The sequence below is a fragment of the Burkholderia glumae LMG 2196 = ATCC 33617 genome, from assembly GCF_000960995.1.
GTDB classification, from domain to species: domain Bacteria; phylum Pseudomonadota; class Gammaproteobacteria; order Burkholderiales; family Burkholderiaceae; genus Burkholderia; species Burkholderia glumae.
The window spans coordinates 133181-157911 of the sequence record NZ_CP009433.1 but is presented as its reverse complement, the minus strand read 5'-3'; the positions used below and the strand labels follow the sequence as shown (position 1 = coordinate 157911).

23 protein-coding genes and 1 pseudogene are annotated in these 24731 nt (G+C 65.1%); 17 read left to right on the top strand and 7 right to left on the bottom strand.

Going from position 1 to position 24731, the window contains the following annotated elements; translation table 11 throughout:
* Positions 1 to 569: 569 nt before the first annotated feature.
* The 6 genes from KS03_RS01375 (at position 570) to KS03_RS30795 (ending at position 5442) form a co-directional block, all read left to right on the top strand.
* Positions 570 to 1049 carry a hypothetical protein gene (locus KS03_RS01375; RefSeq protein ID WP_042967548.1) on the top strand — a complete coding sequence of 160 codons (480 nt, stop codon included), beginning with the start codon at positions 570 to 572 and terminating at the stop codon, positions 1047 to 1049.
* A 65-nt stretch (positions 1050 to 1114) separates the two neighbouring features.
* Positions 1115 to 1771, top strand: coding sequence for an LPD29 domain-containing protein (locus KS03_RS01370; protein WP_017432686.1), 657 nt, complete (start codon positions 1115 to 1117; stop codon positions 1769 to 1771).
* A gap of 60 nt (positions 1772 to 1831) precedes the next feature.
* Positions 1832 to 2293: a hypothetical protein gene (locus KS03_RS01365; protein ID WP_017922598.1), complete on the top strand. Its 462-nt coding sequence runs from the start codon at positions 1832 to 1834 to the stop codon at positions 2291 to 2293.
* Positions 2294 to 2849: 556 nt separating this feature from the next.
* The gene (locus tag KS03_RS01360; RefSeq protein ID WP_012732860.1) at positions 2850 to 3677 is read left to right on the top strand and encodes a DUF932 domain-containing protein; all 828 of its coding nucleotides are present in this window, start codon (positions 2850 to 2852) and stop codon (positions 3675 to 3677) included.
* Positions 3678 to 4410: 733 nt separating this feature from the next.
* Positions 4411 to 5064 (top strand): DNA methyltransferase, encoded by a 654-nt coding sequence (locus KS03_RS01355; RefSeq protein WP_012732859.1) that lies wholly within the window; start codon positions 4411 to 4413, stop codon positions 5062 to 5064.
* Positions 5065 to 5088: 24 nt separating this feature from the next.
* Positions 5089 to 5442, top strand: coding sequence for a hypothetical protein (locus KS03_RS30795; protein ID WP_017433438.1), 354 nt, complete (start codon positions 5089 to 5091; stop codon positions 5440 to 5442).
* Here the strand turns inward: KS03_RS30795 and KS03_RS29305 are convergent.
* Positions 5367 to 6184 (bottom strand): IS5-like element ISBugl2 family transposase gene (locus KS03_RS29305; protein WP_088499524.1). Its coding sequence is split into 2 segments (ribosomal slippage): positions 5367 to 5836 and positions 5836 to 6184, totalling 819 coding nucleotides; the frame shifts between segments, so codons are not numbered across the junction. The genes KS03_RS30795 and KS03_RS29305 overlap by 76 nt on opposite strands.
* 658 nt (positions 6185 to 6842) lie before the next feature.
* Between KS03_RS29305 and KS03_RS31940 the strand changes: the two genes are divergently transcribed.
* From KS03_RS31940 to KS03_RS01325, 6 genes are all read left to right on the top strand, one after another.
* Positions 6843 to 7010: a hypothetical protein gene (locus tag KS03_RS31940; RefSeq protein ID WP_017433877.1), complete on the top strand. Its 168-nt coding sequence runs from the start codon at positions 6843 to 6845 to the stop codon at positions 7008 to 7010.
* 641 nt (positions 7011 to 7651) lie between these two features.
* Complete coding sequence (locus KS03_RS01340) at positions 7652 to 9889, top strand: ParB/RepB/Spo0J family partition protein (RefSeq protein ID WP_045678703.1); 2238 nt, start codon at positions 7652 to 7654, stop codon at positions 9887 to 9889.
* A 681-nt stretch (positions 9890 to 10570) separates the two neighbouring features.
* Positions 10571 to 10861, top strand: coding sequence for a hypothetical protein (locus KS03_RS01335; protein WP_232252322.1), 291 nt, complete (start codon positions 10571 to 10573; stop codon positions 10859 to 10861).
* A 14-nt stretch (positions 10862 to 10875) separates the two neighbouring features.
* Positions 10876 to 11151 (top strand): hypothetical protein, encoded by a 276-nt coding sequence (locus KS03_RS01330; RefSeq protein WP_012735304.1) that lies wholly within the window; start codon positions 10876 to 10878, stop codon positions 11149 to 11151.
* A 57-nt stretch (positions 11152 to 11208) separates the two neighbouring features.
* A complete protein-coding gene (locus KS03_RS29300; RefSeq protein ID WP_230674529.1) occupies positions 11209 to 11562 on the top strand; it encodes a hypothetical protein in 354 nt (117 codons plus the stop codon).
* A 75-nt stretch (positions 11563 to 11637) separates the two neighbouring features.
* Positions 11638 to 11991, top strand: a complete 354-nt coding sequence (locus KS03_RS01325; protein ID WP_042967410.1) for a hypothetical protein — start codon at positions 11638 to 11640, stop codon at positions 11989 to 11991.
* A 120-nt stretch (positions 11992 to 12111) separates the two neighbouring features.
* Here KS03_RS01325 and KS03_RS01320 read toward each other — a convergent pair whose 3' ends face one another.
* Positions 12112 to 12393: a hypothetical protein gene (locus KS03_RS01320; RefSeq protein WP_012732854.1), complete on the bottom strand. Its 282-nt coding sequence runs from the start codon at positions 12391 to 12393 to the stop codon at positions 12112 to 12114.
* A 2286-nt stretch (positions 12394 to 14679) separates the two neighbouring features.
* On the opposite strand from KS03_RS01320, the gene KS03_RS29295 reads away from it, so the two are divergent.
* From KS03_RS29295 to mobF, 3 genes are read left to right on the top strand one after another with little or no spacing between them, the layout of a single operon-like run.
* Complete coding sequence (locus tag KS03_RS29295; RefSeq protein WP_017432538.1) at positions 14680 to 15126, top strand: hypothetical protein; 447 nt, start codon at positions 14680 to 14682, stop codon at positions 15124 to 15126.
* Positions 15119 to 17185 carry a type IV secretion system DNA-binding domain-containing protein gene (locus KS03_RS01305; RefSeq protein WP_017432539.1) on the top strand — a complete coding sequence of 689 codons (2067 nt, stop codon included), beginning with the start codon at positions 15119 to 15121 and terminating at the stop codon, positions 17183 to 17185. The genes KS03_RS29295 and KS03_RS01305 overlap by 8 nt, the downstream gene beginning before the upstream one ends.
* 9 nt (positions 17186 to 17194) lie before the next feature.
* On the top strand, positions 17195 to 20116 hold the full coding sequence (mobF, locus tag KS03_RS01300) for a MobF family relaxase (RefSeq protein ID WP_017432540.1): 2922 nt from the start codon (positions 17195 to 17197) through the stop codon (positions 20114 to 20116).
* An 89-nt stretch (positions 20117 to 20205) separates the two neighbouring features.
* Here the strand turns inward: mobF and KS03_RS29290 are convergent, their stop codons facing one another.
* The 3 genes from KS03_RS29290 to KS03_RS01290 all read right to left on the bottom strand — a co-directional run bounded on the left by KS03_RS29290 (position 20206) and on the right by KS03_RS01290 (position 21541).
* On the bottom strand, positions 20206 to 20676 hold the full coding sequence (locus KS03_RS29290) for a ProQ/FINO family protein (protein ID WP_080942737.1): 471 nt from the start codon (positions 20674 to 20676) through the stop codon (positions 20206 to 20208).
* A 92-nt stretch (positions 20677 to 20768) separates the two neighbouring features.
* Positions 20769 to 21263 (bottom strand): GNAT family N-acetyltransferase, encoded by a 495-nt coding sequence (locus tag KS03_RS29285; protein ID WP_080942736.1) that lies wholly within the window; start codon positions 21261 to 21263, stop codon positions 20769 to 20771.
* Positions 21260 to 21541, bottom strand: coding sequence for a type II toxin-antitoxin system TacA family antitoxin (locus KS03_RS01290; protein ID WP_045678699.1), 282 nt, complete (start codon positions 21539 to 21541; stop codon positions 21260 to 21262). Before KS03_RS01290 ends, KS03_RS29285 begins: the two co-directional genes overlap by 4 nt.
* Positions 21542 to 21728: 187 nt before the next feature.
* On the opposite strand from KS03_RS01290, the pseudogene KS03_RS01285 reads away from it, so the two are divergent.
* Together KS03_RS01285 and KS03_RS01280 are read left to right on the top strand one after the other, a co-directional pair.
* Positions 21729 to 22195, top strand: a pseudogene (locus KS03_RS01285) (IS66 family transposase); the annotation flags it as partial.
* A 163-nt stretch (positions 22196 to 22358) separates the two neighbouring features.
* A complete protein-coding gene (locus KS03_RS01280; RefSeq protein ID WP_244130113.1) occupies positions 22359 to 22718 on the top strand; it encodes a virulence factor in 360 nt (119 codons plus the stop codon).
* A gap of 156 nt (positions 22719 to 22874) precedes the next feature.
* Here KS03_RS01280 and KS03_RS01275 read toward each other — a convergent pair whose 3' ends face one another.
* Together KS03_RS01275 and KS03_RS01270 are read right to left on the bottom strand one after the other, a co-directional pair.
* The gene (locus KS03_RS01275) at positions 22875 to 23954 is read right to left on the bottom strand and encodes a ComEC/Rec2 family competence protein (RefSeq protein WP_017432519.1); all 1080 of its coding nucleotides are present in this window, start codon (positions 23952 to 23954) and stop codon (positions 22875 to 22877) included.
* A 46-nt stretch (positions 23955 to 24000) separates the two neighbouring features.
* On the bottom strand, positions 24001 to 24720 hold the full coding sequence (locus tag KS03_RS01270; protein ID WP_045678698.1) for a hypothetical protein: 720 nt from the start codon (positions 24718 to 24720) through the stop codon (positions 24001 to 24003).
* Positions 24721 to 24731: the final 11 nt, after the last annotated feature.

Here is a 24731-nt window from a genome sequence, read left to right as displayed (position 1 = left end):
CGGCTACGCCGGGCGAGGGGACCCGGGGCGGAAACGCCCCGGGCCGTGTGGTCGGCTCGGCCGGGGAAGGCGCGTGGTTGCGCTCCATCCTTTCATTCGGGTTAGGCGCGTGGATCTGCCACCGAGAGCCGCCCCTTTTCGACGCATAGCGCACGCCGGCCGGGCCACAAGGGTTCGGCGCGGCACTCGTCCTCACCCGTTCGGTGCTCGGCTTCGCCTGCGCTCCGCGTGCGGCTTCCGGGCGAGCGCCGCGCCCACGTCCTGTCACGGTTGGTGCAGGGCTGCGCCGCGCACCAACCGCGCCAGGACGTGCCCTTGTGGCCCGGCCGGCGCGCGCTAAAAACGCGTCGAGGCGGCTCCCAATGGCAGATCCACAACCCGAACGAAAGGACGAAAACGTGAGCGCAACCACCCCCGACCAACCCAACCCCACCAACGTCCCGGGCGTTCCCCCCGGACCCCCCGAGGCTCACCGCCAGGCAGGCACTCGTCAACCGAGCACGCCTGAATTTTCCTCGCAACTCGACCGGCCCATCGACGCGGGTTCCACACGCCCTGGAGCGAACGACATGACCCACGATGCGGACGAGTTCCTGACCGACGCCTACGAGATCCTGGGCAAGCTGTGCGCCCAGGTGCGCGCCGGGCGGTTCACGGATACCCATACGGCCGCGTACGTCGCCGCTCACCCGCATCGGGACGAGGTCGAGATCCTCCGCGCGATGGTCGAGCGCACGATCGTCGCCTGCGCGGTCGCGAGCTTCCTTGGCGCCGGCCACGTGGTCAGGCTCCACGACGGCCAGCGATGGGCCACGCCGCTCACGAGCCGCCTCGACGTGATCATGGCCCCGCTCATGGCCACCGGCGAGGAAACGCTCTATGTCCGGTCTAGGGATGGCGAGGGCTGCGTCGGTGCGATCCGGTTCATTTACGGCGATCGCGGCTGGAACGTCCTGGGTGAATACGACGACGAGCTAACCCCGCTCCTCGCCGGCGCGCTCGCGCTTGCCGCCTCGCTTCGCCAACTCATGAGCGCCTACTTTTCGTAACCCGCAACGCGCCGGCTCGGTCCGGCGCGTGCTGCCCGCATTCCGATCGAACCTGGAGACTGGTCATGATGAATCGTCCCGCTGCCACTCGCGCGCGCCGCGTCGAGAAAGAAGCCTCTGTCACCGCTGTTCAACAACCCCTCGCTCTGGTCACCGTGCTGACCCTGGTAGACACCGCGCAACTGGTGCAGAAGATCCTCGGCGAGGCATTCCCGTCCTGCCTCTTCGCCGTGTCCGTGCATTCGACGGGCGCCGGCACGCTACTCGACGTGGCATGGACGGACGGTCCGCGCGCCGACCAGGTGGGCCGCTTCGTTCACCCGTTGCAGGCCCGACGCCTCGCCCACGGCGGCCGCGCCGTGGCCGTCGAGCATTTCACGCTCACGCCGGTCGGATACCGCACGGTTCGCCTCGCTGCGGATCGCATCTCGCTCACCCGCGCTTTCAGCGATGCCGCCGTCGAACGCGCTCTCACCACCTGCGAGCGGCGGTACAGGGATCGGCTCTCGCCGGACGACCGCGCGGCGATAACCGTTGAGCGCTATCGAGCCGGCGCCCTCTGCGGCGTCGAGATCGAGGGCGTCCACCGCACAGGTGGACAGCGCACCGGAAGCTGCCTCCAATCCGACGTCGACGAGATCCTGTGCGGGGGGACCGATGTCACCGGGTTTCCGCGATCGCCGACGGCAGCCGCCCTGTTCGCGCGCAGCGATGTCCATTGAAGACGAAGCGGGGCACCTGCCGGATGCGGTGCCCCGCCCCACACCACCAGGAGCGCGGCAATGCGTCAGCGATATCTGGATCTCCCGAACTTCCGAACCGCTCGGGACTATCGCTACCAAGAGCACATCCGACGCGGCGCCGAGGTGGCGGCCGCGCACGGACTTGTCCGTGACTATATCGACAGGGCATGGGCGCGCAAGACCGATGACTGGTACGGTACCCGGCTCATCGCCTACATTCCGCGCGACGCGAGGGCCGGGCTGTTCGGCGTATCGCGACGATATGACGGTGTCTATGCGAGCGTCGAGTGCTCGACGTCCGAGCAGGCGAGCGACGCGCTGGCGGCCACCACGCTAGCCGAGTTCGAAGCGATCGCGCGTGCTGCCGCCCGATGCGTTGCGCCCGTTGCGCGCGCTGTCGCACCTGACGACGAGACCGACGCGGACCCGTGGCTCGAGCACGATGCGTCGGCCGATCGCGCGCGCGAGTCCAAGTCTCCCGCACAACTGTCGCTGTTCTAGCCTGACGGCGCCGCCGGCGCGGCTGCACGTGATCGACGTGCCGCCGGCGCTGCGCCCGGCTGCTCGGCATGCGGCCGCACTGGTGCGCCCGTCATCCGACACAGATCCGCGCAGCTCGAGTGTTCCCCTGCGTGACCCGCCGGATCGCGGGCTCGCGCCGCGCGCTGAGCCCATTGTGCTCGAGCACCCGGGCGTGACGCGCTCGCGAACGCCCAACACTGCTATTCAGTCGGGGCGATGCCCCGAATCGGCGCTCGCCGCGCGGCGAGCGCTTCCCTTCCAGCCCGCGCGCTCCGTCCAGTCCCGTCCGTTCGTCGCCCAAATCGCGACCGTAGCACTGCCGCGGGGCCGCGCAAGGGTTCGCTTCGCCGGCCGCAGGCGGCCGCCCTGGCACGGCCCCGCGCCCGCGCTCCGTGTGTCGCAGGGCGACGAACTCACGGGACCGGCGGCAGCAGGAAGCCGAGGCCGGAACGAAACCGCACAACCCCTACGCGGGGCTCCGAATCTTCGGTCCCGGTCAGCTCGACACCCATCCTCAACCCACTGGAGAAATGCTATGCGCCTTGCCTCGAATTTCAGCCGCACCGCCAACATCGTTCGCTCCCACTCGCCCTTGACCGACGACCAGATCCGCCGCGTGGCGCCTTCGATATTCGCGGACGACAAGCACGCGTCTCGGTCGGAACGCTACACCTACATTCCGACGATCGCCGTCATCGAAAAACTGCGCGCGGAAGGGTTCCAACCGTTCATGGCCTGCCAGTCGCGCGTGCGCGATCAAGGCAAGCGCGAGCATGCGAAGCACATGATTCGCTTGCGCCACGCAACGCAGATCTGCAAGGCCGACAGCCCCGAGATCATTCTTCTCAATAGCCACGATGGCAGCTCGAGCTACCAAATGATGGGGGGCTACTTTCGCTATGTCTGTTCTAACGGTCTGGTGATCGGCGACAAGACACACGACGTGCGCGTCCGGCACAAGGGCAATGTGGTCGACGACGTTGTGTCGGGCGCCTACGAGGTGCTCGACGGCTTCGGCCTGATTCGCGAAGTCAAGGAGGAAATGTCTAGCCTCCGGTTGGCGCCGCATGAACAGCATGCGTTCGCTAAGGCAGCGCTCGCGCTCCGCTACGACACGACGAAGGCACCGGCGCCCGTGACGGAAGCTCAGATCCTGCGCCCGCGCCGTGCCGACGACACGTCCGACGATCTGTGGACGACCTTCAACCGCGTGCAGGAGTCGCTGGTGCGAGGTGGCTTGCCCGGGCGCAATGCAGCCGGCCGGAGAAGCCGCACGCGCGAGGTCACCGGCATCGATCAAGACGTCCGCCTCAACCGGTCGCTGTGGATTCTCGCCGACGCCCTGCGCGATCGCATCCGCTAAGAAGACCCGCGCGCCGGCGCCCGCCGGCGCGTCTGACGGCGCTGCGCCCTGGAGCGTGGCGCCGTCGCGCTCCGCGTCGTGCAACTGCGCGGTTCGGCACCTGCGTGCCGACCGGCCAGCGATCCCCGATACGCAATCCCCCTCGAGCAACTCTCTTCTTTAGCCGCCGGCGCCGTCGCGCTGGGCAGCGCGGCGAGCAGCTGGCGCTGCATCGCGACAGCGCCGGGCGCACCGCCCACGCCGCTTCGGCGCGGGGCGGTGCGCACAAAACCACCGCGATGGCCACCGCTCCGCCAGTTCGACAGACGCCGACTCGCGCCGCGTGCTCGAGGCAGGACGAATCGCGATCGCGCCGCGCGGCCGGCCCGCCGGCGGCGCCCGGGGGCGCCGCACGCCGGCCGCCGCGTCGCTCATGACCGGGACGAAACACCGCCCGCGTCCCCCGCCCCGTCCGACCAGCCCGCCGTCTCGGCCGAACGCAGTCGACCTCTCAACCTGGCGCCGACGATCGCCCGCCCGTGTCTGGCGGACCGAGCCCGGACGCCGTGCGCGACAAGCGTCGCACGGCCCCGGTCTCTTCAAGCGCTTTCGCGGCATATCCTCGCGCGCTGCGCGCACTGCGGTATTCCACGTCGCTTGCCCGCCATCTCCGTTCGCGCGCCGCTGGCCCCAGGTAGCACGGTGCGCAAACGGCAGCGCTCTGGCTACCGCCCCCTAACTTCTGGAGCCAGATGTGAGCCTGCTATTTCGCGGCGACTGCCTTGTCGCCCTGCCCCAACTCGCCCGCGAATCCGTCGACTGCGTGATTACGGACCCGCCCTATCTCGTCAACTTCCGCGACCGCTCCGGCCGCTCGATCGCCAACGACGTCACCGACGAATGGCTTGATCCCGCGTTCGCGGAAATCTACCGCGTGCTCAAGCGCGACACCGTCTGCGTGAGCTTCTACGGCTGGAACAAGGTCGATCGGTTCTTTCAAGCATGGAAGCGGGCCGGCTTTCGCGTGTGCGGCCACCTCATTTTCACGAAGACCTACGGCTCAAAGAGCGGCATGGTCAAGTATCAGCACGAAGCGGCCTACGTGCTCGGAAAGGGACGGCCCGAGGCGCCCGCGAACCCGATCGCAGACGTTCAGCCCTTCCCGTACACCGGCAACCGGCACCACCCGACCGAAAAGCCCGTCGCCGCGCTGCGCACGCTGATTGCGGCCTTCACGAAGCCAGGCGACACGGTGCTCGACCCGTTCGCGGGCTCCGGCTCGACGTGCGTTGCGGCCCGCGAACTCGGCCGACGCTACATCGGCATCGAGCTCGACGAAACCTATTTCGCCGCGGCGAAAGCCCGCCTGTCGGCTCCGCTCCCTGGCGCACAACTCGCCGCGGCTTAAAACACCAGTCCAAGGAAGATCGCCATGCAACTCCTTGTTACGGCATACGCCGGCCTCGAACCCGTCGAATCGCCCTCCCGTGACGCACAAGGTGAATCCACTGAACCCGACACCGTGATCTTGAGGCTATCGCCTCGATTCCCCGAGCGCGCCCCGGAAATCGAATCCGGCCGCGTCTACCGGTATCAAGACGAGTTCGAATTCAGCGCCGGCACCCATCTCACGCACGCAATTTTTATCGAACAGCTCGCCGGCCTGGCCGGATACCCCGCCGTGTCGATCGGCCTTTCTAAGAGGCCAGTTCAAAAACCCTGCTCAGCTCGTCTGAAGATGTTCCAACAGATGAGCGAGCAGCCAAGTTTGAGGAATGCTTCGTGAATGTAGGCACGTCGCTCGAAGCGAGTGCGTAGGCGCCGGAAATTGTGTAGCCAGGAATGCGTACGTTCGACCACCCAACGATACTTGCCCAGACCACTGCCATGCTCGGTCCGGCGCTTGGCGATCACGGGCTTGATACCGCGTTCGCGCAACGCGCGACGATGTCGGGTGGAATCGTAGCCGCGATCGGCGTAGACGACGCCGGGCTTCTGAAGCGCTCGGCCACGAACGCCGCGAATGGGTGGAATCGCATCAACGAGCGGCAGCAACTGCGTGACGTCGTTGGTGTTCGCGCCAGTCAGGATCGCAACGAGAGGAACGCCGTTGGCGTCTACGAGGACGTGGTGCTTGGAACCGGGTCGCGCGCGATCGGTGGGGTTCGGGCCAGTTTTTCGCCCGCCCCAACGGCGCGCACGGACGACGAATCGACCGCAGCGTATGACAGATCGATTTGGCCGGCCGCACGCAACTTGTCGAGAAGCAACTCGTGCAGTTGGTCCCATACACCAGCCTTTTGCCAGTCGCTCAATCGCCGCCAGCATGTGGCGCCCGAGCCAAAGCCCAGACGAGTCGGCAAGTGGTTCCAACGAATTCCCGTTTTGAACACGAACAGGATGCCGTTGAGAGCCGCACGGTCGGACACGCGCGGGCGACCAGGATCGCTCTTCGCTCGAAGCTTCGCAGGTGGCAGCAATGGTTCGATCAGTATCCACAGTTCGTCGTCAATGATTGGCGCTTCCATCCTTGGACTTCCGTTGTTCTGATGCCCAAGGTTAACAGCTTGCCGAGGAAGTAAACAGCCCCTCTCGGGAGTTTTTGAACTGGCCTCTAACCGAGCTTTTCACAACGGCGCAATCGCGGCGAAGGCGGGGCCCTTCTACGAGCTGATCGATTTTTCGCTCGCATTCGGCACGATCGGCACGAGCGTATGCGGCAAGCTCGCGAAGGATTTTGAACGCTTCATGGCCGTCGTTGACGCCGACGAGGACGTCGTGATGGCCGAGACGTATCGAACCTGGCTTTTCGCGTTCACGCTCGCGTCAAACCGCGGTGCTGTCCAACTTTCCTAACCACGCGGCGCCGGACGCTCCGCGCGGCCGGCCGAACCATCTTCGAAGGCAATCATGCTTGAGTATCAGATCGAGGTACTAATGAAAGCGATCGCGCAACGTGCGTTTGGCGACGAGATTGAGTCCGTCTGGCGCGGAGGCGACGACATCGAAATAGAGGTCTTGATGCCATCGCTTCGATACGCATTACGTGAGGCATTCGACTGTGGCCGGTCCGTGAAGTAGCCAGACTACCCCCGCGGCCGCTGGCGCGGCACCGCGGGCCTTCTCAATCCCCATCGCGCGGCGGCCGGCCGTTGACCCGGCCGGCCGCCCTTACCCGAGACTCACATGCATCACTTTTACATCAAGCACCTTCTCTGCGCCCTCATCTCGAAGCATTTCGACTCGCGCATGACCGGCACCGACGACGCCGACACCGTGACCGTCTCCATCGCGGAACTCATCCACGCGCTGCGCGACGCCTTCGAGCTGGGCCAGGGCGTGCGGAGGACTTGACGATGACGAAAGACGAATTTGATGCCGGCGTTGAACACGCCCGACGACCGGCCATTTTGTCGAGCTGATGTGCTGGTGCCGGCGGCAGTTGCCGCCGGCCTGCCGCGCGCGGCGCCGACCACCGACCCCGTCGGCGGCCCGTGCATCTTCGCTGGGTCTCTGCCTGGCTGACTATCCAGCCGTGCCGCCTGGCCGCACCTTGCGCGCCAGGCGCTGCCTGTCACGCAAGCCGCACGCCGGCGACACGGTGTCCACAGACCGTCGCTCCTGGGGCTTGGCCGCTCGCGCGGCCCGCCCCGGCGCTGGCCGCCCCGCCAGCCGCGCGGCCTGCCGCGCGGAAGGGGCCGCGGGCCGATCACGGCCCGCGCCGGCGAGCCCCGGGCTTCGGCATCCCATCCCTGCCTTCCACCCCCTCAGCTGCGGTGGCGCTGCCTTTGGGCCGCCTCATCCCGACGCATAGCGCGGCGGGCCGACATCGCAAGGGTTCGCTTCGCCGCGCCCTGCGCCCGTTCGGTGCGCGGCTTCGCCTGCGCTCCGCATGCGGCCTGGTGCGCGCCCCTGCCATGCCTTCCCGCTCGCGCACCCATGCGTCGAGGCGGCTCCATAAGGCAGCGACTTTTCCACCACAGCAAGGAGGTAGCATGAACGCAGTGATCACCGAAATCCCGGCTCTCGCTCACGACGCGGGCGTTCCCCCCGCACCCCCCGAGGCCCACCAACAGGCAGACGACGTGCGTCTGATCCCCCTCAAACGCATCGTCGCCTCTCCCTTCAATATGCGGCGCAAGCAGCCCATCGGTATTGAAGCCTTGGCTGACAACATTTGGCACACCGGCGGGCTCTTGCAGAACCTCGTCGTTCACCCAATGAAGGTCGGCGCCAAGCGCGCGCAGACCTATGGCGTCGCCGCTGGCGAGCGCCGCCGCCGCGCACTTGCCTTGCTGGCCGAGCGCGGCAACATCCCTGACGATTACCCGGTCCGCTGCCTTGTCGTGTCGGTCGAGGATGCCGTCCTGATGAGCGCCGCCGAAAACGAAATGCGTGAGCCGCCCCACCCGGCCGACCAGTTCGAAGCCTTTCGCGTCATGGTGGACGCGGGCCGTAGCGTCTCAGAAATCGCCGAAATCTACGGCACCAGTGAGCAGACCGTCCGGCGACGCCTCAAACTGGCGCGCGTCTCACCGAAGCTGATCGAGCTTTTCCGCAACGACGAAATCCGCATTGATGTAATGCAGGCCCTCGCCGTCTCCGACAGTCACGACGAACAGGAGCGCGCATGGTTCGACGCCCCGGACTACGACCGAGGTGCGGCCACCATTCGCCGCAAGCTGGTCGCCCGCGAACACGATTTTCAAAGCAACCGCATCGCCCTGTTCGTCGGCATCGACGCCTACGAGGCCGCAGGCGGCAACGTGCGCCGTGACCTGTTCTCCGACCAGGGCACCGCGTGGTATTCCGACCACGCCCTCATGGAGCGCGTCGCCGCCGACATGCTCGAAACCGTTGCCGCCACGGTCAGGGGCGAAGGATGGGCATGGGTCAAGGTTATCCCCGTCTTCGACTATGCGACCCGCGCCACGCTCCAACGCCTGCCGGCGACCGCCGCGCCCCCGACCGACGAGCAACGGCAGGAGATGGACGCCATTTCCGCCCGCATGGACGCGATTCAGGCCGAGCAGGAAGACGAGGAAATTGACGAAGCCACCTTCGAGCGGCTTGGCGACGAGTACGCCGCGCTCGAACACCGCCACGTGCAGATCGAAGAATCCTTGCAGGTGTATACGCCCTTGCAGATGGCCACCGCCGGCGCGGTTGTCTCGATCGACAGCCACGGCGCGCCCACCATCGAGCGCGGTTGGATCAAGCGCGACGACACCGAACACGCCCAGGACGGCGACCTTGCAGCCGACGACGGCGCGGACAACGACGACCACGGCGCCGACGACGCCGCGTCTCCCCTCGCACGCAACCCCGCCGGTAGCCCTGCCGCCGCCGCGCCCGCCGCCAAGGGGCCGCACTCCGCCGCCCTTACCCTGCGCCTCAACGCACGACGTACCGCCTCAATCTCCCTCGCGATCGCGCGCCAGCCCCACGTCGCACTCGCCGCACTCGTTCACCGCTTCCTCGTCTCCGAGTACGCCCCCGGCTCCGGCGCAAGCGCGATCGATATCCAGTGGCGTGACAACACCAGTTCGGTTGGTCGGCACGCGCCCGAACTCGCCGACGACCTCCCCTATCGGATCGCCACTGAGCAGCGCGGCGCCTGGGCTGGCATCATCCCCAACGACACCGACGCTTTACTTGCCTGGTGTATCGAACAGCCCGACGAACGGCTGCTAACCATCCTCGCGCAGTACGTCGCCGCCAGCCTTGACGGCCTCGCCCCCGACGAAGCGCCCCACTGCATCAACGCGCTCGTCCCCGCCCTCGGCCTCAATCTCGCCGACGACTGGAAGCCCACGCGCGCCAGCTATTTCGACCACGTCACGAAGGCACGCATCGCCGACGTCGTGACCGCCGCCGTTTCGCCTGCCGAGGGCATGCGCATCCTGAAGCTGAAGAAGGACGCCGCAGCCGCTGAAGCCGAACGCCTCGTCAGCAACACCGGATGGCTACCCGAACACCTTGCAGCCGCCGAGACGCGGCCTCGCGAACTCTGGCGCAAACGCCGCGCCGAGGATGACGATGCGGACGACTCGGACGCTACGGACGCCACGGACGCGCCCGACGCCGACCCCGCCAACGCGGACGATCGCGAATCCGATGTCGGCGTAGTGCAGGCAACGCCTGACGATGCCAACGAGCAGGACGAAACGCACCACACCGAGCGCAACCCACTCGCCGACGCTGAGGCCGAGGGTATGCCTGCCCTCGACTGAGCGCCGCACCGGTCGGCTCTCCCCCCGGCCGGCTCCACACCGCCGCCCTGGCTTCACCGGGCGGCGGCGTAGCCTGATCGCGCATTCGCGATGCCGCTTGCTCCCGCATTGGCTCACCTTTCCAGTGTCCCTGTCTCCCGTAGAGTCTCACCGATAACCCCCTGGGGCTCCTTCACTCGCCGTGCCGCAGCCATGTCCTCCTTGGGCGTCTCCTGCGCTTCGCGCCGGACCGGGCTGTCGCGCTGCGCGTCGAGCCTCGCCGCGCGAGTCTCGACCCTTCGGGCTTCCATCCCTGACGCCTCCGCGCCGTCCCGGCGCTGCGCGCTTCGCTTGCCAACTTCTCATCCAGGGTTACGCGCCCGCTGCCCGCGGGCGTACAGCAGGGTCAGCGCCCGGCATGGCCGGGCGCGAGGACGCGGGCCGCGCGCGGCCCGCGCCGTGTGTTCGGGCTGCCCGGGGAAAGCCGTGGTTGCGCTCCATCCTTTCGCACCGGGTTAAGCGCGTGGATCTGCCACTCGGACCCGCCCCTTTTCGACGCATAGCGCACGCCGGCCGGGGTGCAAGGGTAAAGGCTGCGCCCGCGCCAGAGGCGCGCCCCTGCACCCCGGCCGGCGCGCGCTAAACCCGCGTCGAGGCGGCTCCGAGCGGCAGATCCACAACCCGATGCGAAAGGACGAAACCATGAGCGCAACCACCCCCGACCAACCCGAACACACCAACGACGCGGGCGTTCCCCCCGCTCCCCCCGAGGCCCACCAAGCGGCAGGCGTGCGCCCGTCGAACCGGCTTCGCGCCACCGCCGCGCACTGGCTCGGCTGTCCCATCGATGCGGCGTTACGCGTGCTTTACCGCCGGACCCGCCCCGACGACGATGCACGCGCCGTGCGCGTCGAGGCGATCGTCGCCGGCCGCCCGCACCGCATCACCCTCTATCGCCAACCGACCGGTGCATGGGCGCCGGTGTGGCTCTAACTGGAGCAACCACCATGAACAATCACGCGCCAATCCGCTACATCGACGGCATCGCTGAGGGTTTCCTTGCCGTGCCGCTTGCCGTGGAATCGGCAGCACCCGTGATCGCCGTCTACCACGCCGACGACGCCTGCGATCTCGCCTTCACGCTCCCGTCGCTCGAATGGTCGGCTTGCCAGATCAACATCGTCATCAAGGTCTACGAGAAAGCGTATGCGGGCGGCGAACGCTACGGAGAAGCCAAGACTAAGCGCGCCATGCGCGAATTCATCGGCTGCCTCTGCAACTGACCCATCCGCGCCGGGCACCGTGCCCGGCGCTTTTTCCACCGAACACGACACCCGACCATGAAAGCCACCTCCGCTCAAGCTCTGTCAGCATCACTCGGTAACGTCTATCTGGACGTGCGGTGCGAATACGTCCTTGCAAAACTCAAGATGATCGGCAATCCAGACGGCATTGATGAAGGCGGCGACGCCGTGATGGATGCCGTCTGGCTCGGCTACCGCGACGCGCAAGCCTGCGGCGGGTCCAACGCGGATAGCGACATCCCTGCATTCTTCGCTGACGTTCCTGCTCTTTCGCGCGCGTGGCGCTCGGGGTGGAGACATCGGCTTGAAGTGGAAGAGATTGAATATTGTCCCGGTTGCAACAATGAGGATGGGCACCCCTGCCCGTTCCACGATCGCATAGAGCATTGACCCGCCCATCCCCACGTAATTCTCGCCCCCCGGGAACCGAGCCCGGCGCGCTCACCAAGCACCAGGAGGTTGAACATGAACAACACCGCCGTCCGCGCCAAGTTTCAGACGATTGCCGCTCGCTTCGTCGCGATTGCCGGCACCTTCGCGATTCTCGCGATTTACGTCGGCGTCAAGACCCGCATGCCGGAACTCGCAACCGCATTTGTCGCCTCCATCGCCGCTGCGATCGTCGCAGTCGAAACGCTCGCGCCGAACCGGGGCAAGCTGCCCGCGCGCGCCGCACTTCGGAAGCTCGCCGTTGTCGGGGCCGCGTCCGCCCCCGGCTTGTTCATCATCGCGCTCGGTTTGCGGCGCCCCGAAGTCGCGATTGCCGCCGCGCTCGGAGTTTGCGTAGCAGTGTGGATGAACGAAACCACCAACTGGTGAAATGCCCGTCATTGCGCGCGACGCCTGACACCCCAATTCAAACCGAAAGAATCGGGGCAATCCTGTGCCGCGCAATAGGCGCGCCACACCAGATTGCCCCAACACTCACGCCGGCGCGAGTTACCCGTTGCGTGTAGGCTGGCCCGCCCCCTGCTCGGCGGAAGGTGCGGCTGAGAGAAGCCGCGTGATATCCGTAATCTTCCCCTGCCAAGTTTCCGCCGGCAGTTCTAGCAGCTTCGCCTCACGCAAGCAGTCGAGAATGGCGCGCTCGTTGCGCTCGGCCGCTTTGCGCGCCTGCTCCCTTCGCTCCTGTTCGAGCTTCTTCAATTTCGCCTGTGCTCGCTCTATTTCGCGGTCAAGATCGCGCGGCGTGCGCGCCGATTTTTGCGTGGCATCCGACATCGTAGGTTCTACTCCATTGTGGTTCCCTCCCCCTTGCGCGAAGTGTAGCTGAACCGCGCCGGCGCGAAAACGCGAGCCGCCAGCGCGCGACGGCCGGACACCGTCGGCGCCGGCGGGAAGACGCCGCGATCGCGCCGCGCGTGCAGCGGCCGCGCCGGCCGGCCCGCTCTACGAAAACGCGAGCCGCCCGGCGCGGAACTGCCAGCCAGGAGCACGCGCCCGCTGCTCGCGGGCCAACGACCGGTCGTGATGAACGAGCCCGCTGGCGCGGGCGGCCGGGCCACCGGCGCCGACGGGAAAACCCCGCGATCGCGCCGTGCGTGCAGCGGCCGCGCCGGCCGGCCCGCTCTACGAAAATGCGAGCCACCCGGGCGGAACTGCCAGCCAGGAGCACGCGCCCGCTGCTCGCGGGCCAACGACCGGTCGTGATGAACGAGCCCGCTGGCGCGGGCGTCCGAGCCAGCGGCGCCGGCGGGAAAACGCCGCGATCGCGGCGCGCGTGCAGCGACCGCGCCGGCCGGCCCGCTCTGCGAAAACGCGAGCCGCCCGGCGCGGAACAGCCAGCCAGAAGCACGCGCCCGCTGCGCGCGGGCGAACGGCCGGTCGTGATGAACGAGCCCGCCGGCGCGGGCAGCCGGGCCACCGGCGCCGGCGGGAAAACGCCGCGATCGCGCCATGCGTGCAGCGACCGCGCCCGCTACTCGCGGGCGAACGGCCGGTCGTGATGAACGAGCCCGCTGGGGCGGGCGGCCGGGCCACCGGCGCCGGCGGGAAAACGCCGCGATCGCGCCGCGCGTGCAGCGACCGCGCCGGCCGGCCCGCTCTACGAAAACGTGAGCCGCCCGGCGCGGAACAGCCAGCCAGGAGCACGCGCCCGCTGCTCGCGGGCCAACAGCCGGTCGTGATCAACGAGCCCGCTGGCGCGGGCGGCCAGGCCACCGGCGCCGGCGGGAAAAAACCGCGATCGCGCCGCGCGTGCAGCGACCGCGCCGGCCGGCCCGCTCTGCGAAAACGCCAGCCGACCGGCGCGGGACAACCAGCCAGGAGAACGCGCCCGCTGCTCGCGGGCCAACGGCCGGTCGTGATGGACGAGCCCGCTGACGCGGGCGGCCGGGCAGCCAGCGCCGACAAAAAAATCTGCGCAACCGCGCCCCACATGCAGCGGCCGCGGCGGGCGGCTCGTCTCCACCGAGATCGAGCCGCCCGCCGCGGAAATCCCAGGTGCGCAGCTCCCGCTGCGCCGTGTCGCCCACGTCGGCCGCCACCGTCGCGGCCGACCAACCCCATCGCCTCGAGATCGCCCAGCTCGAACCAAACGCCGCACAGCAAAACCAACCCGAAACCGGCCATCCTCACTCCGCAACGCGGGCAGGTTTCCCACATGCCGCACCGGTCCCCGCGCTTCTCCCGTTATCCACAACAAACACCGTCGTGGATAACGGCGCGCGGCCGACGCTCTGCGATGTTTACTCATCGCGGCGTCGGTCCGGACCCGTGGACATGTGGAAAACCTGCGCGGCATAACCACCCCCACCGCTCCGAAATTCTCACTACCCGCACCCTGTCTGCGCTCCGCCCCCTCGCGCAAAATCGGCCCATGACGAAGTGATCGACGCTCGCCTTCCGTCCTCACTTTTCTCGTCACGCACTCAACCGCAACCGTCCTGCGAAGTACCGATGTCGCTCATCCAGGCTCCCGCCTCACCGGAAACGAAGCACCGCTCCGGCTGGCTGCGATGGCGATCGCGACGCCTGCTGAAAAACCGGTCCGGTCGGCAGTGGCCGACCTTCCCATCCAGATGAACGCGCCTACCCAGGACCCGCGTGGGGCCGAGGCCCCACTCCCCGAGTAGGCGGTCACACACCACGCAACTCCGTTGCAGGCGTTAAAAGCCTTGCTACGCAAGGCTTTTAACGGTACGACGCCTAGGCATGCGCTCTGCTGCCGTGAAAATCCCCAACACATCCCGCAAAGGCTTTCGCATCAAGACCTTTGCCGGTAGTACGCCCAAATCGCATCGGTAATACGCCTAACCCGCTATCACGGAAGATACGCGGGAAGATAAGGCTTTGAATTCATCGACTTGCATAGTATTCCTGCGTATTACCGGAACGAGTGAAATCAATCGGGCCGCAAAAGAGACACGCGCGAAAATTCCCGGTTGAAAGCGTGCCGACTCTTGCTCGTCGTGCTACGATCCACGCCACACGGACGGCGAGGTTTCGAGCCGAGCCGATAAAAAATATTCGGGGTTCAAGGTAGGGATCTCTCGACATGAGGTCTCCATGCCGCGTCTCAAAGCGCCAGGCAAGCGTGCGCGCAACCCTTGGTCAATCAAGGCCGATCCGGTAACGGATGCCTTCTATCGTGCCAAGGCTCAAGAAGCCGGGCTTTCCCTTTCCGAGTACGTCCGGCGATATCTTGCCCAGGGCGTTCTCAACGACAATGTGGTTCAGCTCGAGCAACGCGTCCTCGCACTAATGGCCGCCGTTCAGGAACTGGTGGCACAGGTGAGTGCGCCGCCTGCCAAGCCCTCGTCTCCGCAGGAAGACGCTCGACCCCCGAGCGGTATCCGTCTGAATAAGGTTCAGCAGGCCCAGCTCGAAGCCGTCTTTACCAGTGCCGAGATTCTCGGAACGATCGCGCACGACCGGAGCCCGCAGGTGCGCGATCGCGCCCAGGATGCCGCTCGGGCAAAAATTCGCGAATTGACCGGAGGCGCCCATGACTAACGCCCGCGCTCCGAGCACTAGCGCCACCTTTTCCCGGGGCATCGCCCTGTGGTGGCAACAGGCAAAACTCTTCGCCAGCGGGGTCCTCTTCGTCCTCGTCGGTTCGCTCATCGCAGGCATCCTGGTCGCGGCCGGCTCGCTGTTTCTCGCCACTTCCTCTGAAGACCGGTATCTCGCGCTCAAGCATCTCCAGGCCGATTTGCTCACAGTCGTGCCGATGGCCAACCGCACGATCAACTTCAATTTCGACTCCGGCGGCACCTCCATGCAGCCCGCCGAGGCGCTCGCTTTTACGCAAGACGCCGCCGACTCGGTCAACGTCGAAATCTACAACGCGGCTCTCTACGGCACGCTGGCCGCCATCGGCTGCTTCGTCATCGCCACGATTTTCTGGATGGAGTACGGCCGCAAGCGACTCACCGATCATCAGGTCCGTGGCGCTCGCCTGGTCAAGGCAAAACAGCTCAAATCCGAATTGGTGGCTCGCAACGACGCGAGCCCCTATCGCATCGCCGACGTGCCGATGCGCAAGGGGGCCGAGAACCTTAACACCCTCATTGCCGGCGCGCAGGGAACCGGTAAGTCCCGGCAGTTTTTCGAACTCATGCGGCAGGTACGCGCACGTGGCAAAAAGGCCGTCGTCTACGATTCCTCCGGTGAGTTCACCGCGGCGTTTTACCGAGAAGGGAAGGACATCATCCTCAACCCGCTCGATGCGCGCAGTCCGAACTGGAACCCTTGGCGAGAAATTCACGGCGAGATCCACTATGACAACATAGCGGAAGCGCTCATTCCACTGCCACCAAAGGACCCGCAACCCTTTTTCGCGATCGCGGCTCGGATGGTATTCAAGGATTCGCTTCGAGCGCTCGGTAAATCCAACAAACGAACGAACGCCGATCTATATAACGCCATCTCGCGCAGCAATCTCGACGAGCTTCACGCGCTTCTGATTCGGGAGGCTGCTGCCACCTACGTCGATCCGGTCACCGAGCGTACTGGCATGAGCCTGAAAATGACCGTCCAGAATCAGCTCGATAGTTTTCGCTTCCTGCATGACGAGGGTGACCCATTTTCGATTCGGGAGTGGACGCAGAAGGAGGACGACGACTCCTGGCTTTTCATCACGGTCAACGAAGAACAGAAATCAGCGCTCCTGCCGCTCATCAGTCTCTGGTGCGATATCGCGATCCAGGCGCTGCTGTCCTTGAAGCCGATTCATGAAGAACGCATCTGGTATTTCTACGACGAGCTACCCGGTTTGCAGAAGCTGGAGATCATGAAGGTGGCCGTGACCGGCACGCGCAAATTCGGCGGCTGCTTCGTCCTCGGCCTCCAGGATTTCTTGCAACTCTTCGAGATCTATGGCGATTACCTCGCCCGTACCATCATCTCCGGATGCCAGACCAAGCTACTCCTCCGTGTCACCGACGGCGATTCAGCAAAAGCGCTGGTCAATGCCATCGGCCAGGCGGATCTGGATGAAAAGGAAGAAAGTTTCAACCTGGGCATCGATGAGCGACGCGACGGAATGAGCGTTTTTGCCAAGCGCAATTTGCGTGACATCGTGCTGTCCTCCGAGATTTTGCATCTGCCCGACATGCAAGGGTATCTCGTGACCCCGAGCGACTATCCGATTGCGCGGGTCAAGTACCGCTACGTCCCGTTTCCGCAAGTCGCCACCCCCTTCGTGCCGCGCCAAGATCCAGGCTTGTGGATTCCGCCGTCAGCGGTCTCGAGCCCGCCGATCGCGGTGCCGGCCCCGGCCGCGTCGTCGTCCTCTGCGACTGCACCAAGCCAACCGGCGCCAGCGGCATCGACTGACCCGGTTGCCTCTCCCCCGCCTTCTGCTGGCTCGGCCGCGCCTGCCGCTTCCACGTCCACGGCTGTCGGTGCCCGTACCGCGCCTGCCGCTGCCGCGCCGGCCAATCTCATCATGCTCCCGTCCGGAGACGTCGTCGACGCGGACACCGGCGAGGTCCAGGGGCGAGCCAGCGCCCAGTCGCGCGGCACCAGCAGCGCGCCCGACGATTCCACCGGCAACTTCGACCTGTTCTGAGACCGCGCCATGATGAGCATGCACAATGTAGGCAGTGCCGGCCAGGCGCTGCACTACTTCTCCAAGGACAACTACTACACCACCGAGCAGGGCCTCGAGCGCTCTCAATGGTTTGGTAAGGGTGCCGCCGCGCTCGGGCTCGACGGCCAGGTTGATGAGAAGGAATTCTTCGAGCTGCTCTCCGGCCGCGTCGCCGGTAAACAGTTGGGCCGCGTCGTGCGCGACGATAATGGCCAGCCGGACTGGGTCCACCGCCCGGGAATCGATCTGACGTTTTCCGCGCCCAAGAGCGTCAGCATCGCGGCCGAGGTGTTCGAGGATCACCAGGTGCGCCTCGCGCACGAGGAGGCCGTCAAGGAGGCGCTCGAGTACGTCGAGGAATATGCCGCCCAGGCTCGCAAGACGGTCGACGGCGAGACGATCACCGAGGAGACCGGGAACATCGTCGCCGCCCTGTTCCGCCACAACACGAGCCGCGACCTGGACCCGGACACCCACACGCACGCCGTGATCCTCAATGCCACGCGACGCGAGGACGGGCAATGGCGCGCGCTCACGAATGACGAGCTGTACCTGCAGCAGAAGGTCATCGGCGCCGTCTATACCGCCTCGCTCGCGCGCGCCTTGCAGAAGCGCGGCTATGCAATCACGGCGCCGGACAAGAACGGCAACTTCGAGCTGGTGGGCGTCACCCGCGAGCAGATCGAGCATTTCAGCCAGCGATCCGCCGCGCGTGATCGCTGGCTCCGGGCGAACGGGATCGACCCGGCCAACGCGACTCCGGCAGAGAAGGAGCGCGCGGTGCTCGCCACCCGCGAGCGCAAGCGCGACGTTGACCACGCCGTGCTCTCCCATACCTGGCGCGAGCGCGCGCAGTCGGTCGGCTTGGACTACGGCGCCATCCAGGCGAAGGCGCACGAGGCGCGGGAGGCCGGCACCGATGCCCGCGTCGTCGAATTGTCCGGGCTCGACGCGCTTCGGTTTGCGGCCGCGCACCTGGGAGAGCGCGAGATCGTCTTGAACCGCTACGACCTGGTCAAGACCGCCATCGAGCACGCCGTTGGCCGCACGTCCCCGGCTGCGATCCTGAACGCATACCAGAAACTGGTTGAGGGCGGCAAGATCGTCAACCTGCCGGACGGCAACATCACCACCGAGAAGATGTTGAACACCGAACGCTGGACAGTTGAGCAGGCCCTGTCTCAGCAAGGCATGACGCGTCCTATCGCGCCGCTCGAGCTAGTGAGGACACGCATCGAACAGGCGATCGCTGCCGCGCGCACGGAGCGCGGCGATCCAAACTTCGATTACACCAGCGGTCAGCGCGCGGCGATTGAGCTTGCGCTCACCACCGAGGACCGCGTTGTCGCCGTCCAAGGCCTCGCCGGCGTCGGCAAGACGACGATGGTCAAGGGTACCGTTCAAATCGCCCGCGAGCAGGGCTATGTGGTACGCGGGATGGCGGCTACCGGCAAAGCGGCCTTGCAACTTGGGGCCGACGGCGGCATCGAAGCCCATACCATCACGATGTTTGAAATCCACGAGCAACGACGGCAGGAAGACCTGAAGGTGCTCCGTGAATACGTCCCAGAGATGAACCGGGAGCCCGAACTCTGGCTTGTCGATGAAGCGTCGTTCGTCAGCCAACGCCAGCAGGCTCGACTCCTCAAAATGGTCGAGCGTGCCGACGCGAAGATCGTTCTCCTCGGCGACAAGGTTCAGCTGCAGGCGATCGAGGCCGGCAAGCCGTTTGAGGTTCTGCAGGACGAGGGCCTCACGACGGCGATCATGTCGCAGATTCAGCGCCAGCGAAACCCTGAGCTGCAGCAAGCCGTGGCTATCGCCGTAGGCACCGCCGACTTGGCGCCGGGCGAGCAATTAACCGAGATCAACCTGGAACGCAATGTCCGCGTCTTCGATTTTCTCGAGCAAGCCGGCCGCGTCATTGAAATCCCCGATGGGGAGCAGCTGGTGCAAAACTTGGCGCGCCGGTACGTCGAGCGAGGCGATCGACGCAACGAGACCATCATCATCACGCCATTCAACGAGGACCGCGTCAACATCAACAACGCGATTCGGTCTCAGCTACAAGCGCGCGGCGAGCTTGACACGCAGGAGTCGGACCACACGATTTTCAGGTCCGAAAGTGAGATGACCCGGGCCAAGCAAAAAGAGGCGCAGTATTACACCACGGACATGACCGTGCGGTTCGGTCGAGACTACCAGAAGATCCTCGCGGCCCGCGGCGAATATATGACAGTCGTCGCGACCCGACCGGATGAAGGCATCGTTGTGCTCCGCAAAGCCGATGGCTCGCTGATGGAGTGGGAGCCGAAGAAATACAGCCGCGTCGAGATCTATCTCTCGGAGGAGCGCGCGCTGGCGGCTCGCGACGTCATCCGCTTTACGCGCGGCGACGAACTGGTCAAGAACGGTCACGAGGCGACGGTGGTCTCCATCCAGGGCAACCAGGCCGTCCTGCGTCTCGCGGACGGAAAGGAGATCCCGTGGGATCTCGACGCCCAGCGGCATTGGGATCACGCCTATGCGGCGACGGTCCACGCCGGCCAGGGCGCGACGCGCGAGCAGGCCATCCTGCACATCCCGTCCGAAAAGCTTGGGCGTGACCCTGACGACCCACGCCGACAGTCAGACATTGCGATGACCGTGCGTCGCATTTTCGGTGACCGCAGTTTCTACGTTGGTATCACCCGTGCCGTCGACGATCTGCTGGTCTACACGACAGGCGCCGAGACCGCCCGATGGGCAGTCAGCCAGCATCAGGACAAGTCGAGCGCTCTGCAGACGCTTCGCGAGCATGAGGAGGCTCAGTTGGCTAACCCGTCGCTGCAACCGCAGCCGGTCAACGCGGCGCCGCAGCCTCGGCGGCAACAGCAGGTGCTACAGCAGACTCAGTTCGATCTGGATTGAGCCCGGGCCGTACGCAGGCGGATGTTGGCCGGGCGTCCCGGTGCGGGCCACGTGCGACGCGATGGTCATGTCAAACGAGCGTCACCAAGTCAGGTCGTCTGACGCGACAAGGCGTGCAATCGCTCGCTCGCATTCGCTGCATTGGCGGCCGGCACCCGGCCTGCCGGCCGGCCCTCGGGGTCGACACGCGTTGCGCCCTCGACGATGGTTCGCAGGTACCGCTGTGCCGAGCACCAAACAGCCAGCGCCGCGTCCAGTTCGTCCTCGCCAATGTCGTATTGCGCCAGGTAACGCCAAAACTTGCGCTGGACCCGCACGCACAAAGGTAACGGGGCGGCCGGCTCCGGCGGAAACGCCACCGGGAAGTGCCTCTGGAGCTTAGCCAGGGTGGCCTCGACCGGGAGCGGGGGGCGATCGGCGAAATAGGGAACCCGTTTCGAAGTCTGCCCTTTTCGCGGCTCGGGTTCAGGCAGTTCGGCGGCACCCGCTGGCGCCGGCGCAGGACTCGGGCGTTTGAGCGTGAGGCGGCTGCGTGGCGAACGCGGCGGTTCGGGCTTCATCGGTGCAATCTCAGGTATTCAAATGTTGTGTGGGGGCCAGGCAGCGGCAGTTTGACCCGGTTCTCGCCAGTTGCCTCATGGGTTCGATGCCATCATAAGGCGTGTTCAAGGTCGGCCAGCGTGATCAGGAGCAGCATCGGATCGATTGGCGACGCCTCAAAGCCCACCCGCTCGTAAAACGCCTTGGCCGAATCCGTGAGCGCATGGACAATCAGGCCGCGAATTCCGATGGCCGCTGCGGCGTGCAGTACACGCAAACCGACATCGCGTACCAGCGCACGCCCAACTCCATTGCCCTGATGGGCGCGATCGACGGCTAGACGCCCGAGCACAACCACGGGTATCGGATCGGGCATGTTGCGTCGGAAGCGGCCCGGTGCGACCTCGAGCGTAACCGCGCCGGACGCGAGTGCGTAGTACGCCCCCACCCGACCGTCTCGCGTCGCCACAAAGGTCCGCGACGCACCGCTTCGCTGATTGGCAAATGCACGACGTTTGAGCCACGTGTCGAGGCTCGCGACGCCGGAATCGAAATCGTCGAGTCCATGCGCGTCGCCGAGCGGTTCGGGCGCGAGCCAGCCCGTCATGCGGCGGGGTCCCAGGGCGCGCGCGTCTGCATGGTCTGACGCAATGCCGCATTCGGTTGGGCGGGCGCATCCAGGCGCGCCAGGAAGGCCGCGTAGGCCTGCGGCTCAGCGCTCAGAACAACCTGGTCGAGCAAGGTCTGTTCGGCGGCGGCCCGCGCTGCGTCCAAGACGAAGTCGGTACGCGTTTTGTGGGCGGCCGCTGCGGCGCGGTCAATCAAGCTGCGATCGTCAGGACGAATGCGTAGGTTCAGGGTGTCGCGTGGGGTGGTCGAGGTCATGGGCTGCTCCCTGTGAAGACACCAGTATAGGGCAGCGGTAATGACGTTGTCAGTACGAACCGAGGCCCAATCCGCCCCTACGCGGTAGGGCTCGGCCCCAGTTGGGCTTCTGCCGGACGGATCGCGTTCTGTGATGTTCCGATTACCCGTCAGCCGGCAACAGGACAAGTGGAGCGCCCTGCAGACGCGTCTCGCGTGCTGCGATCGCATCGTGCAGGCGGCGGCACCGAGCAGACCGATCGACCGCGGCATCCCGGACCCGGCGCTGCTTGCGCACATCGACGTGTCGAAGTTCTCTTACCACATCCCGTTGCACTGCCAGGCGGTCATGCATCCGAGCGACGGCGTCGAGATCGAGCCCGGCACCATGGGCTTCTGGATGGGCAGCATCGCGAGTCTGCTTGCACCGGTCGACCCCGTGCGCCGCTACGGGCTGGCCGGTAGCAAGGTTCACGGGGACGATACGCCGCTGCCGGCGCTGGCGCCAGGCAACGGTCGCACGAAGACGGGACGTCTGTGGGTCTACGTGCGTGACGCGACCGGCCGACCGCTTCCGAAGATCCGACAGCAGTCTGGTTCACCTATACGCCAGATCGCCGCGGTGAACATCCCCAACAGCATCTCGCTCACTTCACGGGCGTGCTGCATGTGGAGCCGGTCAGAATTGGGGGCGACTTGAGGATGTAGCTTTGCGCCATCACCGGGAAGGATTGCCCTATACGGTGACTGGATGCCGAGCTAACATTGGGGTTTGGGGTTGGCTTGTTGAGTCTGGCCAATGTGGCGCGAAAATGCGCCGTGACTTTGGGAGATGACCGTGGGTCAATTTAATGAAATGTTGCACACTATGCTTCAAGAAGCTCAGAAGCTAGAACTGCCGAAAGAATCAGGTCGTATGTACGCAATTTCGTTCGATTTGGAGACCGAGGAGCTGAAGAAAGCCTACGGCAAGCCCTCGTACACCAACGCTTATGGTGAAATCAAGGCATTTTTGACAGCCAATGGTTTCCAGTGGCAGCAAGGTAGCGTCTACTTTGGCGACAAGGAAATGACGGCGGTGAAGTGCGTCTTGGCGGCCCAAGCGATGAGCCGTGCGTTGCCTTGGTTCAAGGCGGCGGTTCGGGATATTCGCATGCTGCGAATCGAAGAAATGAACGACCTTGGGCCGGCTCTGTAAGCTGAGCACCCTTGAGTGGATAGAAAATGCCAGCGCACAGCTTGCATTTTTTTTGGGCGGTTGGGTTGCCGTGGTGCCCGCGGGTCGACGACATCATGGGGTTGGCTCGGCGAGCCCGGCAATGGGCGGTTGCTAGGCCTAGCGCGTCACTGCTGTTTACTCATCCTCATTGTCGTAGAACGGGACATAGTCAAGCGGACCATACCCCGCGCGAACTGGCATGCCGTGGTAGTGGCAGATATTTCGGCCCTTGGTCTGCGCGACTTTGAATCCTCGACGATGGAAGGCATTTGTGACGACCTTCTTAGGATGCCGGGGGGCCTTTGCGGCGGCGGAGACGAAGGCGCTCCGTTTTGGATTCTCAGGGCGCTCGGGGTGGGGCTCGCCGAAGACCAGGTTCAATGTCTCGGTCGACACGTTGTGCCTACCGCCGTGGTGCGGAATCTGCGCAAACGTAACCTGAAGCGGTAGGTTGATACCCAGAGAGCTCGCATATGCTGCTGATGCGCGAAGCGTCTCGATGCCCGCGTCGCCGGTCAGCAGGAAGCCTTTCTGGTTGAATGAAGCGAACAGGACTGCGCTGCTCTCGTTTTCCGCGGAGGTCGTAACTGTCTCGGGGAGATATTCTCTGTTCCACACATCGGCGAACGAGGATAGCGCCCCCGTCACGGCGTCGCCGATGGAGTCGAAGATTGATGCAGTTTTCGCGAGTTCGGGGGACTTTTCGAACGCCGGTATGAGCTGATTGATGTAACGATGGCGGTCGGGCGACAGAACCGTAAAGATGCCAATCCGGGAGCCTGCAAACGGCTCTTTCACCGGCACTCCTTTTCTCTCGGCCATTTGTTCGAGCGCGAACGCTGCGGCCATTTTCTTGCGCAAGCGGTCAGCCAGGCTCTCGTCGGTAATGCGACCATCGTGAAAGTAATGGCGAATTTGGCTGCCGTACTTCCACGGCTGATGCATCCAGAGTTCGCCGACGGTCACGTTCTCGAGAACATACAGAAGCCCACCAGCGTGGTCATTGTCTGGATGCGAGTTGACGACGTAATCGACATAGTCGGTTTGGAAATGCGTCATAACATGCTCGACGAGCGCCCGACCGTACTCTCTAGTTCCGCCGTCGTATAGCATGACCTTGGAAGTGCCGTCTTCCATCCAACGAATGGCGATAGCGTCACCGCTGTGCTCGCCGCTTCCCACCGGCAGAAAATCAATTTCGATACCAGTAATCATTGTCGTCTCGTCATCGTTGTGTGATGGCTTGGGGCCAGTGCAGGCATCACTTATCTACGGCTTCGGATGCCTTCGTCTTTCGAGGTGTTGCAGGCTTCGCCGTTGCGACCTTCTTCGTCGCGTGAATTGCCAAGACGTTTTGCACGAAGCGGACCCCGTTGTTTCTCGACGCTATTGCGGTGAGGATGTACTGCGCGAGAAAGAAGAGGCTGCACCACGCGACGGTGCGACCACCGACGCCAGCCAGCGCGAGAGCGATGGGTGCCAGGACGACCAGCAGAAGCGACATTGACGCAACGTCACGGAGCATGAGGAAGTTCTGGTGACTCTCGAGCACAGTCGTGTCGTCCTGGACCAGCTTATAGAGCCGATACCACATGGCATTCTGGGCACGCTCGTCGACGGGAAACTCTCCAACGTTTTTCCTCAGTGCATCCAGGTCAATGCGGACGTCTGCTGGAGCATGCACTGAGAACGCGCGCGAGCCTGGCATCGGGTGCTTCAGTCGCCAGAACACAATCGTTGCCTTCTGCGATTGAGACAGCAGATACGAGAGCGCAAGAATGGGTGCGGGCAGCAGCACGCTCAGGGGCACTCTCATCGCAGCCATCTTGTCGACAGTGAAATCGCTCAACGGCTGATGAAACACCACCAGTGACAAAGCGACAACGTCCACAATCCCGACCGCTATGAGCCACAGCATGTTGCGGCGCTTCAACGATTTCCCTGATGTCGCTGCTTCCGCGACGGATTTAAGTGCATCCATTCTTTCTCCCC

Coding starts and splice junctions, on each gene's coding strand:
- KS03_RS01270 (WP_045678698.1), bottom strand. CDS start 24,720: ATGGATGCACTTAAATCCGTCGCGGAAGCAGCGACATCAGGGAAATCG.
- mobF (WP_017432540.1), top strand. CDS start 17,195: ATGATGAGCATGCACAATGTAGGCAGTGCCGGCCAGGCGCTGCACTAC.
- KS03_RS01370 (WP_017432686.1), top strand. CDS start 1,115: ATGATGAATCGTCCCGCTGCCACTCGCGCGCGCCGCGTCGAGAAAGAA.
- KS03_RS30795 (WP_017433438.1), top strand. CDS start 5,089: ATGCAACTCCTTGTTACGGCATACGCCGGCCTCGAACCCGTCGAATCG.
- KS03_RS01340 (WP_045678703.1), top strand. CDS start 7,652: ATGAACGCAGTGATCACCGAAATCCCGGCTCTCGCTCACGACGCGGGC.
- KS03_RS01360 (WP_012732860.1), top strand. CDS start 2,850: ATGCGCCTTGCCTCGAATTTCAGCCGCACCGCCAACATCGTTCGCTCC.
- KS03_RS29290 (WP_080942737.1), bottom strand. CDS start 20,676: ATGAAGCCCGAACCGCCGCGTTCGCCACGCAGCCGCCTCACGCTCAAA.
- KS03_RS01365 (WP_017922598.1), top strand. CDS start 1,832: ATGCGTCAGCGATATCTGGATCTCCCGAACTTCCGAACCGCTCGGGAC.
- KS03_RS01275 (WP_017432519.1), bottom strand. CDS start 23,954: ATGATTACTGGTATCGAAATTGATTTTCTGCCGGTGGGAAGCGGCGAG.
- KS03_RS29295 (WP_017432538.1), top strand. CDS start 14,680: ATGCCGCGTCTCAAAGCGCCAGGCAAGCGTGCGCGCAACCCTTGGTCA.
- KS03_RS01335 (WP_232252322.1), top strand. CDS start 10,571: ATGAGCGCAACCACCCCCGACCAACCCGAACACACCAACGACGCGGGC.
- KS03_RS29300 (WP_230674529.1), top strand. CDS start 11,209: ATGAAAGCCACCTCCGCTCAAGCTCTGTCAGCATCACTCGGTAACGTC.
- KS03_RS01320 (WP_012732854.1), bottom strand. CDS start 12,393: ATGTCGGATGCCACGCAAAAATCGGCGCGCACGCCGCGCGATCTTGAC.
- KS03_RS01375 (WP_042967548.1), top strand. CDS start 570: ATGACCCACGATGCGGACGAGTTCCTGACCGACGCCTACGAGATCCTG.
- KS03_RS29285 (WP_080942736.1), bottom strand. CDS start 21,263: ATGACGGGCTGGCTCGCGCCCGAACCGCTCGGCGACGCGCATGGACTC.
- KS03_RS01325 (WP_042967410.1), top strand. CDS start 11,638: ATGAACAACACCGCCGTCCGCGCCAAGTTTCAGACGATTGCCGCTCGC.
- KS03_RS31940 (WP_017433877.1), top strand. CDS start 6,843: ATGCATCACTTTTACATCAAGCACCTTCTCTGCGCCCTCATCTCGAAG.
- KS03_RS01330 (WP_012735304.1), top strand. CDS start 10,876: ATGAACAATCACGCGCCAATCCGCTACATCGACGGCATCGCTGAGGGT.
- KS03_RS01305 (WP_017432539.1), top strand. CDS start 15,119: ATGACTAACGCCCGCGCTCCGAGCACTAGCGCCACCTTTTCCCGGGGC.
- KS03_RS01290 (WP_045678699.1), bottom strand. CDS start 21,541: ATGACCTCGACCACCCCACGCGACACCCTGAACCTACGCATTCGTCCT.